We start from the raw sequence: 14,600 nt of genomic DNA on the forward strand, positions 1-14,600 counted from the left end.
CCTCCCTCGGGGCGGTCCCGCTCGCGTCGCGCGGCCGGTCTCAGGCGACCACGGCATCGAGGGACTTCTTCAGCGCCTTCGGGGCGGTCGGCGTCTTCGGCGCCTTCGGGCGCAGGTCGAGCATCCGCTGGCCGATCTCCTGGAGCCGGCTACGGCCGAGCGCCTCGCGGACCTTCGGGAACCACTCCTGCTCCTCCTCCTCGATGTGGTGCAGCACGTTCTCGATCAGCACCGTCGTCTTGGCGTTGTACCGCTCGTCGCCGGCGTCCATCGTGAACAGCTCGAAGCAGAGCACGTCCGCGACGTGGTGCTCCTCGTACGACTCCAGGACGTCGTCCTCGACGTCGGGCACCAGCTTGCGGACCTCCGGGTACATCACCTCGTTCTCCAGGTAGGTGTGCACCGTCAGGGCTTCGAGGATCTGCCCGACGATCTTCCCGCGCTTGCTCGCCGGTCCCTCCTCGGCCTCCTGGAAGGCCTTGAACAGGCGGCGGATCTCCTTGTGGTCCTCCTTGAGCAGGACGATCGCATCGGTGGACACCGGTTACCTCCTAGGTCGGCTGACGGTGCCCCCCTACCCGGCGCCCCACCAGGACAAACAGACCGGGCCCGGCGTGCTCGCCGGGCCCGGTCCACGCGGATGCCGGTTACCTCACCGCGTTGTACGCGTCCACGACGCCGGCGCCGTAGAACCCGTTGCGGTTCCCGCCGGAGCAGGTCGCGTCGTACGCGTTCGGGCCCGCCGGGATCAGCGGCACCGGGTTGTAGACGCCCGACGGGCAGGACTTCGCCACCGCCGTGCGCTCCAGGAACGAGGCCAGCTGGCCCGGGGTCATGCCCGGGTGCGCGGACAGCGCCAGCGCCGCGACGCCGGTGGCGTGCGGGCTGGACATCGAGGTGCCCTGCTTGTAGCCCCACCCGTTGGTGCGGGTGGCGGTGTTGAAGGTGGTGGACAGGATGCCGTCGGCGGACGTCGAGCGGGCGCCCTGCGTCCGGAACCGGGTGTCGCCACCCGGCGCGGTCACGTCGATCACGCCCTGGCCGTACGAGGAGTAGTAGCTCTTCTCCCCGGTCGGGCCGACGGCGGCGACGGTCACCACGCCCGGCGCCTCGGCCGGCAGGTCGAGGCAGGCGTTGGTGAGGTTCTCGCGCTCCTCCGGCGTGCCGTTGTTCGGGCTGCCGGTGTCGGTGATCTTGTGGGCCAGGTCGTAGTTCGAGTTACCTGCCGACGCGACGTGCAGCACGCCCTGGGACTGCGAGTAGCGCAGGGCCCGCTGCACGGCCTTCCACACGGGGCGCTGACGCGCGTCGTTGCGGCAGTTCAGCTCCCACGGGTCGATGTAGTAGCTGTTGTTGGTGAGCTGCATGTCGTGCTCGGCGGCCCACATGAACCCGCAGACCGCGGCCTCCGGGAAGATGTAGCCGTCGTCGTTCACCACCTTGACGGCGGCGACCTTCACGCCCGGTGCGACACCGGTGACACCGACGCCGTTGACGGCGGCGGCGATGGTGCCGGCCACGTGGGTGCCGTGGTCGCTGGTGGTGGGGTTCCACGCGGTCTCGGCGGTGTTCGGGACGCCGCCCACACAGGAGGCGCTCTTGTCCTTGGCGATCTGGGTCGCCAGGTCCGGGTGGCTGCTGGAGATGCCGCTGTCCAGCACACCCACCACGACCGACGGGCTGCCGCCGGTCACGGCGTGCGCCTGCGGGACACGGATCTGGGGCATGTCCCACTGCAGGTTGTAGAGCGGCTCGGCGGTCGGGTCGCCGGTGGCCGCGGCGACGGCGGCGGCCGGCACCTCGACCGTCTCGCCCTCGTCCAGTGCGGTGCCCAGGCCGGCGGTGGAGGCGACCGACTCGACGCCGGCGCCCGCCACCCGGGTGGCGAAGTCCGGGGCGGACGAGCGCACGACCAGCACACCGATCTTGTCGTACGCGGCCACCACGGTGCCGTCGGCGGCCGCCACGCGGGCGGCGGCCTTGGCGGTGCCGTTGCCCTGCGGGGCGAGCACCAGGTACGAGGTTTCCGGTCCGACGGCCGCGGCCGGTGCCGTGCCGCCGACGAGGGCGAGCCCGGCGCCGAGCGTCACTGCCGACGCCGCGGCGAGTGTCTTGCGACGGAGGTTGTTCACACAGACTCCCAGGGGTTCGTGCGGGTGGACCGCACCCCTGAGCGGGCTGCGGTCCGGGCGGAGGCACGGCGGAGTACCGGCCTCGCCCGGACCAGCGCCACCGCCTCCCGGGGTGTTACACGTGGTGGGAGCCCGGTGACGTGGATTGTCAGACGGTGGCGATCGTGTAGGGGATCTCGTCGAGCAGTTCCCGGGCGAGGAAGCCGATCCGCCCGTACCGGGGGACCAGCCGCTGCCCGCTCACCGCGTGCGCGAACGCCGCCCAGCAGGCCGCCTGCGCCGGGTCGGCGCCCCGGGAGAGCAGACCCGCGAGCAGCCCGGCCCGTACGTCGCCGCTGCCCGAGGTGCCCAGTCCGGCGTCCCCGCTCTCCTCCCGCCAGGCCCGGCCGTCCGGCGTCGCGATGTGCCCGTACAGCGAGACGACCGCGTCGTACCGGCCGGCCAGTTCCACCGCCTCGGCGTCCAGGTCGTCGCCCGGATCGCGGCCCAGCAGGTGCCGCGCCTCGGTCAGGTTGGGGGTGAGCACCGCCTTGCGGCCGGACCCGGCCAGCAGGTCCGGCGCGTGGCTGAGCGCGCCGAGCGCATACGCGTCGAGCACCAGCGCGGTCTGGCGGCCGGCCGCGTCCAGGACCAGGCGCAGCAGCTCCCCGGTGGCCTCGATGTCCGTGAGGCCGGGTCCGACCGCCACCACGTCGGCCTCGGTGACCAGGCCGCGGAGCAGGTCGCCCGGGTCGCCGCGGACCGCGCCGTCGCCGGTCTCCGGCAGGCCGATCACGAGCGCCTCCGGCACCTGGATGCTCAGCGACGCGGCAGTCGACTCGGCAGCGGCGAGCTGGAGCACGCCGGCACCGGCCCGCAGCGCGGCCACCCCGGCCAGCAGCACCGCACCGGGGGTGAACCGGGAGCCGCCGACCACCAGCACGGTGCCGCGCGCCTCCTTGCCGCCGGTGGGCACCGGCAGCGCCCAGTCCCGCAGCAGCGCGGGGGTGATCACGTCAGACCGGCTCGGCATTGACCTCGTCCTCCCTGGTGGGCTTCGCCCCCTGCCGGTGCAGGTGGGCGACGTCGTTGAACACCTCCGGCACGAGCCGGCCGGTGTCGTCGGCGTGCCAGGCGGTGACCGAGCAGTTGGCGATCACGTGTTCGCGGGTCAGCGCCATCAGCTCCGCCTCGGTGAGCCCCTCCACCAGGTAGCGCAGCAGGAAGACCAGCGCGTCGTGGCCGAACAGCAGCACCCGGCCCCCCTCGTGGTCGCGGCGCAGGTCGCCGAGCAGCGCCCGCAGCCGCAGCGCCACGTCGGTCCAGGACTCGCCGCCGGGCGGGCGGTAGTAGAACTTGCCGAGCCGGGTACGCCGCTGCGCCTCCTCCGGGTAGCGCCGGGTCACGCCGTGGCCGGTGAGCCCGTCGAGGACGCCCAGCTCCCGGTCGCGCAGCCGCTCGTCGACGCTCGCCGGGATGCCGGTGCCGTCGAGCGCCAGCTCGGCAGTGCGCACCGCACGCAGGTACGGCGACACCACCGCCACGTCCGGCCGCCTCGACTCCGGCAGCCCGGCCAGCCAGCGGGCGGTCGCCCGTGCCTGTTCCTCGCCGGTCGGCGACAGCGGCACGTCCGCGTCCCGGTGGCTGAGGTCGATCAGCTCGGCCCCGGACGTCTCGGCCGCCGTGGCCGCCACGTTCGCCGTGCTCTCGCCGTGCCGGACGATCCAGAGCGATCCCAACTCCGCCATGCGGCTCCCGTACCCGGGGCCCGGGACGGATAACCGTGCCGGACCGGCCGGGCGCGGGACTGCGGCGCAGTGCATCGACCCGGCACAATGTCCCACGACGCGGGACGGACGGCCCCGGGTACGAGGGAGGCGCACATGGCGACTGTGGTGCGGGGTCTGCGGGAGGCGCTGGTGCTCTTCCTGATCGCCGCCGTGGTGATCGCCGCGGCGGTCGGCATCTGGGTGGCCGTCGGCGGCGGCGACTTCACGCACCGGCTGGGCGTGGCGTTCATGATCGTCGGCGCGGTGATCGGGATGACCGGCGACCTCACGCTGAGCCGCATCGGCATGCTGCCGGCCCGCTCGACCTTCGGTCTCGCGCCGGAGCGGGAGGACGGCGGCGGCGGGCGGGTGCTCACCGGCGTCGGCATCTTCCTGTTCGTCTCGGTGCCGCTGATCGTCGTCGGTGCGCTGCTGATCACCTGAGCACGTGACGGCCGTCGCCGGACCGGTCAGTCCTCCGGCGAGCCGGGACTCACGAGGCCCGTCTCGTAGGCGACCACCACCGCCTGGACCCGGTCGCGCAGCCGGAGCTTGGCGAGGATGCGGGCGACGTGGGTCTTCACCGTCGCCTCGGACAGGTGCAGCGCCGCCGCGAGTTCGGCGTTGCTCAGGCCGCCGGCCAGCAGGCGCAGGACCTCCGTCTCGCGCGGGGTCAGCGTGGCCAGGTCGCGGTGCACAGCCGCCGTCTGCGGGTCACGGCGGGCGAAGCGCCGTACCAGCCGGCGGGTGATGGCCGGTGCGAGCAGCGCGTCACCGTCCTGCACCATGCGTACGGCCGCGACCAGGTGTTCCGGCGTCACGTCCTTGAGCAGGAAGCCGCTCGCCCCGGCGGCGAGCGCGGCGTAGACGTACTGGTCCAGGTCGAACGTGGTGAGGATGATGATCCGGGGCGCCGCGACGGCCCCGGTGAGGATGCGGCGGGTGGCCTCGAGACCGTCGAGCTCGACGTGTACGGGCCGGTCCTCCTGGCGGCGCTCGCGCTGGGCGGTCCGCTGACAGCACTGCTCGGAGCGTTGCTGCCGGCCGGATGGGCGGCCCGGACCCGGACCGCGACGGCACTGCGGAGCGGGTAGCGCGCCCGGCGGCGTCGCGGGTGTCGGTGGGGCCGGTTATGGTCCCCGCACACTGCGGGCGATCAAGGAGACGGTGTGCGCAGATTCGAGTTCGTGGGCGGCGGTTCGGCCAAGTTCTGGGAGGTCGGGCAGAGCGACGCGACGGTGACGGTCCGCTATGGATCTCTCGGCGCGCAGGGCCGCACCCAGGTCAAGGAACTGGCTTCGCCGGCCGAGGCCGCCGCGCACGCCGACCGGCTGATCGCGGAGAAACTGCGCAAGGGGTACGCCGAGACGGCCGCCGCGTCCTCCGCCGGGCACACCGGAACGCCCGCCGTCGAGCCGGCTGCGCCGAGCCGCGGCCCGGAAGCGGCCGGCACCGATCCGGCCGGCGTGGGTTCGGAGGGTGGCGTTTCGGCCACGTCGCCCGCCGGCGAGCTGCCGGACGAGGACGCGTTCGAGGTTCCGGCCGGCTGGCGGCGGATGCTCGCCGCGCGCCGGGGCGGCGCACCGGGCCCGGCCCTGCCGAGCGCCGCGAAGGGCCGGGCCGCCGGGCGGAAGGTGCTGGACACGGTGGCCGACCAGGTCGACGCCACCGCCCGGGCCACCACCGACCCGGAGCTGGGCCCGGCGTTGCGCGGCTACCTCGACGGCGAGCCCGGTCCGCTGGGCGGTGCCGCGCTGGTGGCAGCGGTGGCCACGGCGCTCGGCTATCACGGGCGCGACCAGCAGGGGCTGGCCCTCGGTGACCTGCTGGCCGCCGATCTCGGCCCGGCCGGCGCGGCGGTCGCTGCGACCGAGCAGATCACCGTGGCGGCCACCGGGTCGGCGTCTCCGCTTTCGCTGGGCCGCGCCGAGGTGAACAAGGCGCACAACTACGGCCACTGGCGCCTGCGCCAGGGGGTGCTACGCCGGGTCCGCGCGCATCTCGCGGCGGCCCGCGAGGCCGACTACGCAGCGGCTCGCGCCGCCCTGGTCCCGTACCGGTCCGGGCCGCTGGCGGCGCGGGTGGTCACCTCGTTCCTGCTGCCGACCGAGCGGGAGTGGGTGGCCCGGGACGTCCCCGACGTGGCGCGCGACGGAGGACCGCTGCTCGCCGAGCTGCTGCTCGGTGCAGTCGACGAGGTGGACGCGATCCACGCCCTCGGCGGGCACCTGGCGGTCTACCGGCTGATGTACGACCAGGTGGCGATGATCACCGCCACCGCGGCGGTCGGGCCGCCGATCGCGCCGGTGCTGGCCGGATGGTTCGACCACGAGCACGTCGGCGCCGACGGGCGGCAGCGGATCGTGTCGCTGCTGGCGGCCCTGCCCGGCGACGAGCCGATGACGGTGCTGCTCGACCGGCTGGACCGCAGGTACGTCCCGCCCGCGATGACGGAGACGCTGCGCCGTTTCCCGGTGCGCGGCGTGCGCCTGCTGTCCGCCGCCGCCGAGGGGCGCAGCCCGGCCGCACGGGAGGCCGCCACCTTGCTGCGCGCGCACGTGTTGGCCAATCCGGCGGCCGTCGAGGCGGCGTTGCCGGCGCTGGATGCGGCGGGGCGGGAACGGGTCGAGCGGATCCGCGACGACGCGTCCGCGTTGCCGGTCGCCGGGCCGGACCGGCTGCCGCCGGTGCTGGTGTCCCCGCCGTGGTCGGTCCGGCGCCCACGGTCCACCCCGCCGGTCGTGGACGGGCTGGCCCGTCCCGCCGGGTCCGCCACGGCGTGGCTGCCGGGCGAGCGGGAGCGGTGGGCCGCGGTCGTGCCCCGCTGGTCCGGCTGGTGGCGGGGTGATGACCTGACCGTGCTGGCCGCCGAGGTCGCCGCCGGGCGAGCCGAATCGTCAGCGGCGATCCACTTCTTCGTCCGGGCCACCGAGGAACTGGCCCGGCCGCTGCTGCCGGCCTGGCGTCCCGACGAGTCCTGGGGCGCCGACGGGTGGATGACCCGCCTCGCCGGCCGGTACGAGCTGGACGCGCTGCCCGCCGCCCTGCACCTGGCCCGTACCGCGCCGAAGAGCGTCGGCGAGGTGCTGCTGCCGTACGCCGACGGTGAGGTCGCCGACCTGATGGCCGACTGGCTCGACCGGCTCAAGACGGTCCGCCCGGTCGCCCGGTCCTGGCTGCGGCGGCACCCGGAGTGCGCCGTGCGGGCGCTGCTGCCTGCGGCCCTGGGCACGCCCGGCCCGCGTCGCCGGGCCGCCGAGCGCGCACTGCGCCTGGTCGCCGCTGAGGAACGCGAGGTGCTCCTCGGCGTGGCCCGGGAGCACGGCGAGGAGGCGCTCGCCGCCGCCACGGCGATGCTCGACGCCGACCCGCTGGCCCAGCTCCCGGCCCGGATGCCGAGCCTGCCGGCGTGGCTGGACCCGGCGGTGCTGCCGCAGGTGCTGCTGCGGGACCGTTCGGCGGCGCTGCCCGCCGACGCGGTACGCCACCTCTGCACGATGCTCGCCATCTCCGCGCCCGGCGAGCCGTACCCGGGGGTGGAGGTCGTCCGCGCGACGTGCGACGCCGACTCCCTGACGGAGTTCGTCTGGGCGCTGTTCGAGAGCTGGCAGAGCGCCGGCGCGCCGTCGAAGGACGGCTGGGCGTTCACCGCGCTGGGGCTGCTCGGCGACGACTCGACCGCCCGGCGGCTCGCGCCGCTGGTGCGGGCCTGGCCGGGCGAGAGCCAGCACGCCCGGGCGGTGACCGGCCTGGAGGTGCTGGCGCAGATCGGCACCGACGTGGCGCTGATGCACCTCTACGGCATCTCGCAGAAGGTGAAGTTCCGGGGCCTGCGGGAACAGGCGGCGCGCAAGGTCACCGAGGTCGCCGACGGGCTGGGCCTGACGCCCGAGCAGCTCGGCGACCGGCTGGTGCCCGACCTCGGGCTGGACGCCGACGGCAGCCTGGTCCTCGACTACGGACCACGCCGGTTCACCGTCGGCTTCGACGAGCAGCTCAAGCCGTACGTGGTGGACGGCGCCGGCGCCCGCCGCAAGGACCTGCCCAAGCCCGGCGCCCGGGACGACGCCACGCTGGCGCCCGCCGCGCACAAGCGCTTCGGCGGCCTGAAGAAGGACGTACGCACGCTCGCCGCCGACCAGATCCGCCGCTTCGAGTCGGCGATGGTGACCGGGCGGCGCTGGCCGGCTGCCGACTTCCGCCGCTACTTCCTGTCCCACCCGCTGCTCTGGCACGTCGTCCGCCGGCTGGTCTGGGCCACTGTGGACGACGCCGGTCAGATGGTCGGCGCGTTCCGGGTCGCCGAGGACCGCACCCTCGCCGACGTCGACGACGAGGCGTACACGCTGCCGGACGACGCGACGGTGGCCATCGCGCACCCGCTGAGCCTCGGTGCGGCGGTGCCGGCCTGGGCGGAGGTCTTCGCCGACTACGAGATCCTCCAGCCGTTCCCGCAGCTCGGCCGCGAGGTGTTCCGGCTGGACGCGGCCGAGCGCGCGGAGACGCTGCTGCGGCGGCACGCGGGTGTCACGGTCCCGGCCGGGCGGCTGCTCAGCCTGGAACGGCGGGGCTGGCGGCGCGGCGACCCGCAGGACGCCGGCATCCAGAGCTGGCTGGAGCGCGAGGTCCCCGGCGGCCGGGCCGTGGTGATCGACCTCGACCCCGGCATCGCGGTCGGGATCGTCGACATGTTCCCGGACCAGAAGATCGAGGCGATCTGGGTCAACGACGTGCCCTACGGCGGCTGGTTCCAGCGCGACGGCAAGGTCCGCCTCGGCGACCTGGACGACGTCACCCTCTCCGAGGTGCTGCGCGACCTGGCGGAGGTGACCCGGTGACCGCGCTCGACCCGGCCGCGGAGCGGGCCCAGCGGCCTCCGGCCGACGAGCGAGCGCAGCGTCCTCCGGCCGAGGTGCGGTACGCCGACGAGCTGGCCGCGCTGGCCGCGAACGACAGCGACCCGCGCCCGCCGGGCTGGCGGCTGAGCCTGCGCGCCGCGCGCCGGTTCATCCTCGGCGACCCGGCCGCCGGGGTCCGGCGCAAGTTCGTCGGCGACCCGTCGCTGATCGACCGGGCGCTGGTGGCGCTGGCGACCAGCCGCGGCCTGATGCTGGTCGGCGAACCCGGCACCGCCAAGTCGCTGCTGTCGGAACTGCTCGCCGCAGCGGTCAGCGGCGACTCCACGCTGACCATCCAGGGTGGCGCGGCCACCACCGAGGACCAGATCCGCTACTCGTGGAACTACGCGCTGCTGGTGGCCGACGGCCCGTCGCCGCGCGCGCTGGTGCCGGCGCCGCTGCTGCGCGGCATGGCCGAGGGGCGGGTGGTCCGCTTCGAGGAGATCACCCGCTGCCCGCTGGAGGTGCAGGACTGCCTGCTCTCCCCGCTGTCGGACCGCGTGCTCGCCGTGCCGGAGCTGCCGGGTGCCGACGCCATGGTGTTCGCCCGTGAGGGCTTCAACGTGATCGCCACCGCGAACACCAGGGACCGGGGCGTCAACGAGATGAGCGCCGCCTTGAAGCGGCGGTTCAACTTCGAGACCGTCTTCCCGATCCCCGACCTCGGCACCGAGCTGGAACTGGTGGAGGCCGAGGCGGGCGAGTTGCTGCGCCGCTCCGGTGTGACCGCGCCGCCCCGGCGCGACCTGCTGGAGGTGCTGGTCACCACGTTCCGGGAGCTGCGGACCGGCATCACCGAACGCGGCGACGCGATGGAGCGGCTGTCGGCGGTGATGAGCACCGCCGAGGCGGTGTCGGTGGCGCACGCGGTCGGGCTGCGCGGCTGGTTCCTGCGCGGGGAACCCGGCGACGCCGCCGACCTGGTCGCCTGCCTGGCCGGCACCGCCGCGAAGGACGACGCGGAGGACCTGGCCCGGCTGCGGCGCTACCTGGAGCAGCAGGTGTCCCGCCGTTCCGGCGCGCAGTGGCGGGCGGTGCACGACGCCCGGCACCTGCTGCCCGGGTGAGCACCGTCGAGGCGCCCGGCGGCGTCACGTTCCTCGGCGTCCGGCACCACAGCCCGGCCTGCGCGCGGCTGGTCGCGGCCACGGTGGCGCGGCTGCGCCCGGCGTACGTGCTGGTGGAGGGGCCGGCGGACCTGAACGGGCGGATGGACGAGCTGCTGGGCGACCACGAGTTGCCGATCGCCGTGTTCACCGCGCACCGCGACGGCACCAGGCGGCACGCCTCCTGGAGCCCGTTCTGCGCGTACTCGCCGGAGTGGGTGGCGCTGACCGCCGGTCGGGAGGTGGGCGCGCAGCTGCGCTTCATCGACCTGCCGGCGTGGCATCCGGCGCTGTCGGACCGCGCCAACCGGTACGCCGACGCCGACCAGCGGTACGCCGAGGCGGTGCGCCGGCTGTGCGCCACGCTCGCCGTGGACAACGTGGACGCGCTGTGGGACCACCTGTTCGAGATCGGCCCGGACGACGGGCTCGCCGAGCGTCTGGACACGTACTTCGACGTGCTGCGCGGCGAGTCGGCGGCCGGGGCTGACGACACCGCCCGGGAGGCGTACATGGCGCGCTGGGTACGCGCCGCCCGCCGCCGGGCCGCCGGCCGGCCGGTGCTGGTGGTGACCGGCGGCTTCCACCGTCCCGCCCTGGTCCGGCTGACCGCCGGCCCGGACGGCACCGATCCGGACAACACCGGCCCCCACGGCGCCGGCCCGGACGGCATCGGCCCGGAGGAGGACGACTGGCCGGAGGTGCCCGCCCCGGCTCCGGACGCGGTGGCGGGCAGCTACCTCGTGCCGTACTCGTTCCGGCGCCTGGACGCGTTCGTCGGCTACCAGTCCGGGATGCCGTCACCGGCGTACTACCAGCGGGTCTGGGAGGACGGCCCGCGCCGGGCCGCGGAGGCGCTCACCGAGGCGGTGGCGGCCCGGCTGCGGGCCCGGCGGCAGCCCGTCTCCACCGCCGACCTGATCGCCGCCCGGAGCATGGCCGGCGGCCTGGCCCGGCTGCGCGGTCACGTCCACCCGGGCCGGGTCGACGTGCTCGACGGCCTGGTGTCCGCGCTGGTCACCGACGCGCTCGACCAGCCGCTGCCGTGGGCGACCCGGGGCACGCTGGCACCCGGCGCCCACCCGGTGGTGGTGGAGATGGTCGCCGCGCTCAGTGGCGACCGGGTGGGCCGCCTGCACCCGGACACGCCGCTGCCGCCGCTCGTGCACGACGTCGACGCCGAGCTGGCACGGCACCGGATCGATCCGCACGAGGCGGTCGAACTGGACCTGACAGCCGCCGACGACCTGAGCCGCAGCCGTCTGCTGCACCGGCTGCGGCTGCTCGACGTACCCGGTCACGTCCGCGAACGCGGCCCCCGGGTGGGCGCGGACGCGCTGCTCACCGAACGCTGGTCTCCGGCGCCGTCGGCGGACCGGCTGGCGCGGGTGATCGAGGCGGGCGGGTACGGGCCGACCGTCCTGGACGCCGTCACCGCCCGGATCGAGGAGCGGGTGACGCTGCTCGGCGCGGACGTCGACGCGCTCGCCACGACGCTGTTCGACACCGCGCTGGCCGGGCTGCCCGAGCACTCCACCCGGACGCTCACCGCGATCGCCCGGGCCACCGGTTCGGTCACCGACCTGCGGGCGCTGGGCCGGGCGCTCGCGGTGGCGCTGGCGCTGTGGCGGCACGACCGGCTGCTCGGCAGCGCCGGGACCGCCCCGCTCGGCGCGCTGATCACCGCCGCCGTACGCCGCGCGTTCTGGCTCGTCGAGGGCGTGCGCGCCACGGCCGCGCCGGCCGACCCGGGCCGGCTCACCGCGCTCGTCGCGGTCCGGGACGCGGTCCGCCACGCCGGCCCGGCGCTGGGGCTCGACCGGGACGGTGCGCTGGCAGTGGCCGGACGGGTGGCGGCCGACCCGGCGGCCCCGCCGGACCTGCGCGGCGCGGCGCTGGGCCTGGCCTGGTCGCTGGGGGACGTGCCGGACGCGGCCCGCGCGGTCCGGGCCGTGGCCGCGCCGGACACGCTCGGCGACTGGCTGTCCGGGCTGTTCGCGCTGGCCCGGGAGGAGGTGGTAAGCGGCGACGCGGCGCTGCTCACCGTGGTGGACGAACTGCTCGCCGCGATGGGCGCGCACGACTTCCTGGTGGCGCTGCCCGCGCTGCGGCAGGCGTTCGGCTGGTTCCCGCCCCGGGAACGGGCGGAGGTGGCCCGGCACGTGCAGGCGCTGCACGGCGGCGGCGCGTCGCCCGGTGACCTGCTGCGGCTGGACGCCGACCCGCTGCTGGTGGCCGCCGCCCGCGCGGTGGAGGAGCGGGTCGACGCGGTGCTGACCCGGGAGGGGCTGTGGGAGGGGGACCGGACGTGACCGACCCGATGCGGGAACGCTGGCGGCTGGTGCTCGGCGACGCCGCGCAGGACAGCCTGGGCGGCCTGTCGGCCGAGGCGGCTGGCCGGGACGCCGCGCTGGACTGGCTCTACGGCCGTGACGCCGAACTGGGCCGCCGCGACGTGCGACGCGGCGGGTCCGGCCCGTCCGCCTTGACCACTGTGGACTGGCTGGACGGGATCACCCGGCTGTTCCCGAAGGAGACGGTGCAGCGGCTGGAACGCGACGCGGTCGAGCGGTACGGCATCCACGAGGTCGTCACCGACCCGGCGGTGCTGGCCCGGGTCGAGCCGAACCCGGCGCTGCTGCGTGCGGTGCTGCGCACCAAGCACCTGATGGACCCGCAGGTGCTGCGGCTGGCCCGCAAGCTGGTCGAGGCGGTGGTGCGGCAACTGGTCGAGCGGCTGGCCGCCGACATCAGGCAGTCCTTCTCCGGGCCCCGTGCGCGACGCCCCAGCCGGTTCCGGCAGGCCCGCAACTTCGACGTACGGCGCACCATCCGGGCGAACCTGGCGCACTGGCAGCCGGCCGAGCGCCGCCTGCACGTCCGGCAGCCGCACTTCTTCTCCCGTACCCGCCGTCACCTGGACCGCTGGCAGGTGATCCTGCTGGTGGACCAGTCCGGCTCGATGCTCGGCTCGGTGATCCACGCCGCGGTGACCGCCGCCTGTCTGTGGGGGCTACCCGGCGTACGGACCCACCTGGTCGCGTTCGACACCGACGTGGTCGACCTGACCTCCGACGTGGACGACCCGGTGGAGCTGCTGATGAAGGTGCAGCTCGGCGGCGGCACCGACATCGCCCGCGCGGTCGCGTACGGCGCGCAGCTCGTGGAGAACCCGCGCCGGGCGATCGTCGCGCTGGTGTCCGACTTCTACGAGGGCGGGGACGCCGGGCGTCTGGTCCGGTCGGTGAAGCAGCTCGTGGAGCAGGGCACGCACGTGCTCGCCCTCGCGGCGCTGGACGAGGAGGCCGACCCGGCGTACGACCGGGCCACCGCGCAGCGGCTGGCCGACGTGGGCGCGGCGGTCGGCGCGATGACGCCGGGCGAGCTGGCCGCGTTCGTGGCCGAGCACGTGGGCCGGTAGGGGGACCGGATGACCCGTGACGACCTGATCGCGCTCACCCCGGACGTGCTGGCCGCGCTGAGCAACAGGGGCTTGGTGAAGCGCGCCACGAAGGAGGTCGACGCCGGTGAGCGGCCCGCGCTCACCGAGGACGCCGACGGCGCGGTGCGTGCCGCGTACCCGGACGGGGTGACGGTGACGCTGCCCGGGGGCGGCGGCCTCGCGGCCGGGACCTGCTCCTGCCCGGCGCCGGGCGTGTGCCGGCACCTGCTCGCCGTCGTGCTGACCTACCAGCGCACGCACGCCGACGCCCGGGCCCGCGAGGCCGCGCCCGACCGGAACGCCGGGCCGGGCCACGACGCCGTGCCCGGCCGCGAAGCCCCGCCCGGCCGGGCGGATGCCGGGGACGAGCCGTGGCGGTGGTCGCCGGGCGACGTCACCGACGAGGAACTGGCCGCCGCGATCGGCGCGCCCGCGCTCACCGCCGCCCGACGGCGGCTGCGGCGCGGCTACGCCGCCGTGGTCCACCGGCCGGACGCCGCCGACCCGGTTCCGCGCGTGGAGCTGCCCACCGGCACGGTCCGCTTCCTGGTGCCACGCCGGATCGGGTACGCGCGCGGCGACGCGGCCGGCGACGGCGGCGAGGCGATCGCGCTCGCCGTGTGGGCGTGCCGGGCGGCCGACCGGGAACAACCGGACCGTCCCGAGGCGCAGGTACGCGTCGGCGGAACCGCGACCGTGACGGAGCATCCGGCGCTGGACGCGGCGGTGGGGCTCGCCGCCGACGTGCTGCTGACCGGGGTCGCGCACCTGGGCTCCGGCGTGGACGCCCGGCTCGCCGCCGTCCGCCGTGACCTCGACGCGGCCGGTCTGCGCTGGCCGCTGCTCGCCGTGGAGGACGTGGCCGGGCAACTGGAGGCGTACGCCGCGCGCGGCGCCCGGTACCGGCCGGAGACCCTCGCCGACCTGCTCGCCGAGTTGCCCGCCCGGCGGCGCGCGGTGGTGAACGCGGGTGCCACCCCGGCGGAGCGGGTACTCGGCGCCCACGAGCCGGCGGAGACGCCGCTGCGGCGGGTACGGCTGACCGGCCTCGGCGCCCGCGTCCGCGAAAGCGGCGGCGAGGTGGGCGTGGACGTGGTGCTCGCCCACCCGGCGGCCGTCTCGGTGCTGGTGCTGCGCCGCGCCTACCCGGTCACCGACGACGACCCGCCCACCGGGCACGAGCTGGCCGGGCGGCGGGTCACCGGCACCACGCTCGGCGCGCTCGCCACCGGCAACGTGGTCTCCGAGTCGGCGGTGCGCAGCGCCGCGCACCG

The 14,600-nt window shown here is 75.7% G+C and carries 10 protein-coding genes and 1 pseudogene; 6 read left to right on the forward strand and 5 right to left on the reverse strand.

The features are described 5' to 3' along the window. Positions 1 to 40: 40 nt before the first annotated feature. The 4 genes from ACPCK6_RS27675 to ACPCK6_RS27690 form a co-directional block, all read right to left on the reverse strand. A complete protein-coding gene (locus tag ACPCK6_RS27675; protein ID WP_396882621.1) occupies positions 41 to 541 on the reverse strand; it encodes a hemerythrin domain-containing protein in 501 nt (166 codons plus the stop codon). A gap of 106 nt (positions 542 to 647) precedes the next feature. Further along, on the reverse strand, positions 648 to 2,132 hold the full coding sequence (locus tag ACPCK6_RS27680) for a S8 family peptidase (protein ID WP_423482669.1): 1,485 nt from the start codon (positions 2,130 to 2,132) through the stop codon (positions 648 to 650). Between the two features lie 148 nt (positions 2,133 to 2,280). After that, positions 2,281 to 3,144 (reverse strand): NAD(P)H-hydrate dehydratase, encoded by an 864-nt coding sequence (locus ACPCK6_RS27685; RefSeq protein ID WP_396882623.1) that lies wholly within the window; start codon positions 3,142 to 3,144, stop codon positions 2,281 to 2,283. Continuing rightward, the gene (locus ACPCK6_RS27690) at positions 3,128 to 3,859 is read right to left on the reverse strand and encodes a histidine phosphatase family protein (RefSeq protein WP_423482670.1); all 732 of its coding nucleotides are present in this window, start codon (positions 3,857 to 3,859) and stop codon (positions 3,128 to 3,130) included. Before ACPCK6_RS27690 ends, ACPCK6_RS27685 begins: the two co-directional genes overlap by 17 nt. Positions 3,860 to 3,994: 135 nt before the next feature. Between ACPCK6_RS27690 and ACPCK6_RS27695 the strand changes: the two genes are divergently transcribed. Continuing rightward, entirely contained in the window at positions 3,995 to 4,324 is a 330-nt protein-coding gene (locus ACPCK6_RS27695; RefSeq protein WP_135240406.1) for a hypothetical protein, read from the forward strand. Positions 4,325 to 4,350: 26 nt separating this feature from the next. Here the strand turns inward: ACPCK6_RS27695 and ACPCK6_RS27700 are convergent. Continuing rightward, positions 4,351 to 4,842, reverse strand: a pseudogene (locus ACPCK6_RS27700) (LuxR C-terminal-related transcriptional regulator); the annotation flags it as partial. A gap of 207 nt (positions 4,843 to 5,049) precedes the next feature. On the opposite strand from ACPCK6_RS27700, the gene ACPCK6_RS27705 reads away from it, so the two are divergent. From ACPCK6_RS27705 to ACPCK6_RS27725, 5 genes are all read left to right on the forward strand, one after another. Continuing rightward, the gene (locus tag ACPCK6_RS27705) at positions 5,050 to 8,718 is read left to right on the forward strand and encodes a DUF4132 domain-containing protein (protein WP_423482671.1); all 3,669 of its coding nucleotides are present in this window, start codon (positions 5,050 to 5,052) and stop codon (positions 8,716 to 8,718) included. Then, positions 8,715 to 9,845, forward strand: coding sequence for an ATP-binding protein (locus ACPCK6_RS27710; protein ID WP_396882626.1), 1,131 nt, complete (start codon positions 8,715 to 8,717; stop codon positions 9,843 to 9,845). The genes ACPCK6_RS27705 and ACPCK6_RS27710 overlap by 4 nt, the downstream gene beginning before the upstream one ends. Then, positions 9,842 to 12,196 (forward strand): DUF5682 family protein, encoded by a 2,355-nt coding sequence (locus tag ACPCK6_RS27715; protein WP_423482672.1) that lies wholly within the window; start codon positions 9,842 to 9,844, stop codon positions 12,194 to 12,196. The genes ACPCK6_RS27710 and ACPCK6_RS27715 overlap by 4 nt, the downstream gene beginning before the upstream one ends. Then, positions 12,193 to 13,305, forward strand: a complete 1,113-nt coding sequence (locus ACPCK6_RS27720) for a VWA domain-containing protein (protein WP_396882629.1) — start codon at positions 12,193 to 12,195, stop codon at positions 13,303 to 13,305. Before ACPCK6_RS27715 ends, ACPCK6_RS27720 begins: the two co-directional genes overlap by 4 nt. Positions 13,306 to 13,314: 9 nt before the next feature. Further along, the coding region (locus tag ACPCK6_RS27725; RefSeq protein WP_423482673.1) for a YehQ family protein at positions 13,315 to 14,600 on the forward strand (1,286 nt) is incomplete at its 3' end.

This window comes from Micromonospora sp. AB353 (assembly GCF_049538395.1).
GTDB classification, from domain to species: domain Bacteria; phylum Actinomycetota; class Actinomycetes; order Mycobacteriales; family Micromonosporaceae; genus Micromonospora; species Micromonospora aurantiaca.

What these genes read in the sequence shown, in the direction of transcription:
- ACPCK6_RS27685 (WP_396882623.1), bottom strand. Translation starts at nt 3,144, where the DNA reads ATGCCGAGCCGGTCTGACGTGATCACCCCCGCGCTGCTGCGGGACTGG.
- ACPCK6_RS27690 (WP_423482670.1), bottom strand. Translation starts at nt 3,859, where the DNA reads ATGGCGGAGTTGGGATCGCTCTGGATCGTCCGGCACGGCGAGAGCACG.
- ACPCK6_RS27695 (WP_135240406.1), top strand. Translation starts at nt 3,995, where the DNA reads ATGGCGACTGTGGTGCGGGGTCTGCGGGAGGCGCTGGTGCTCTTCCTG.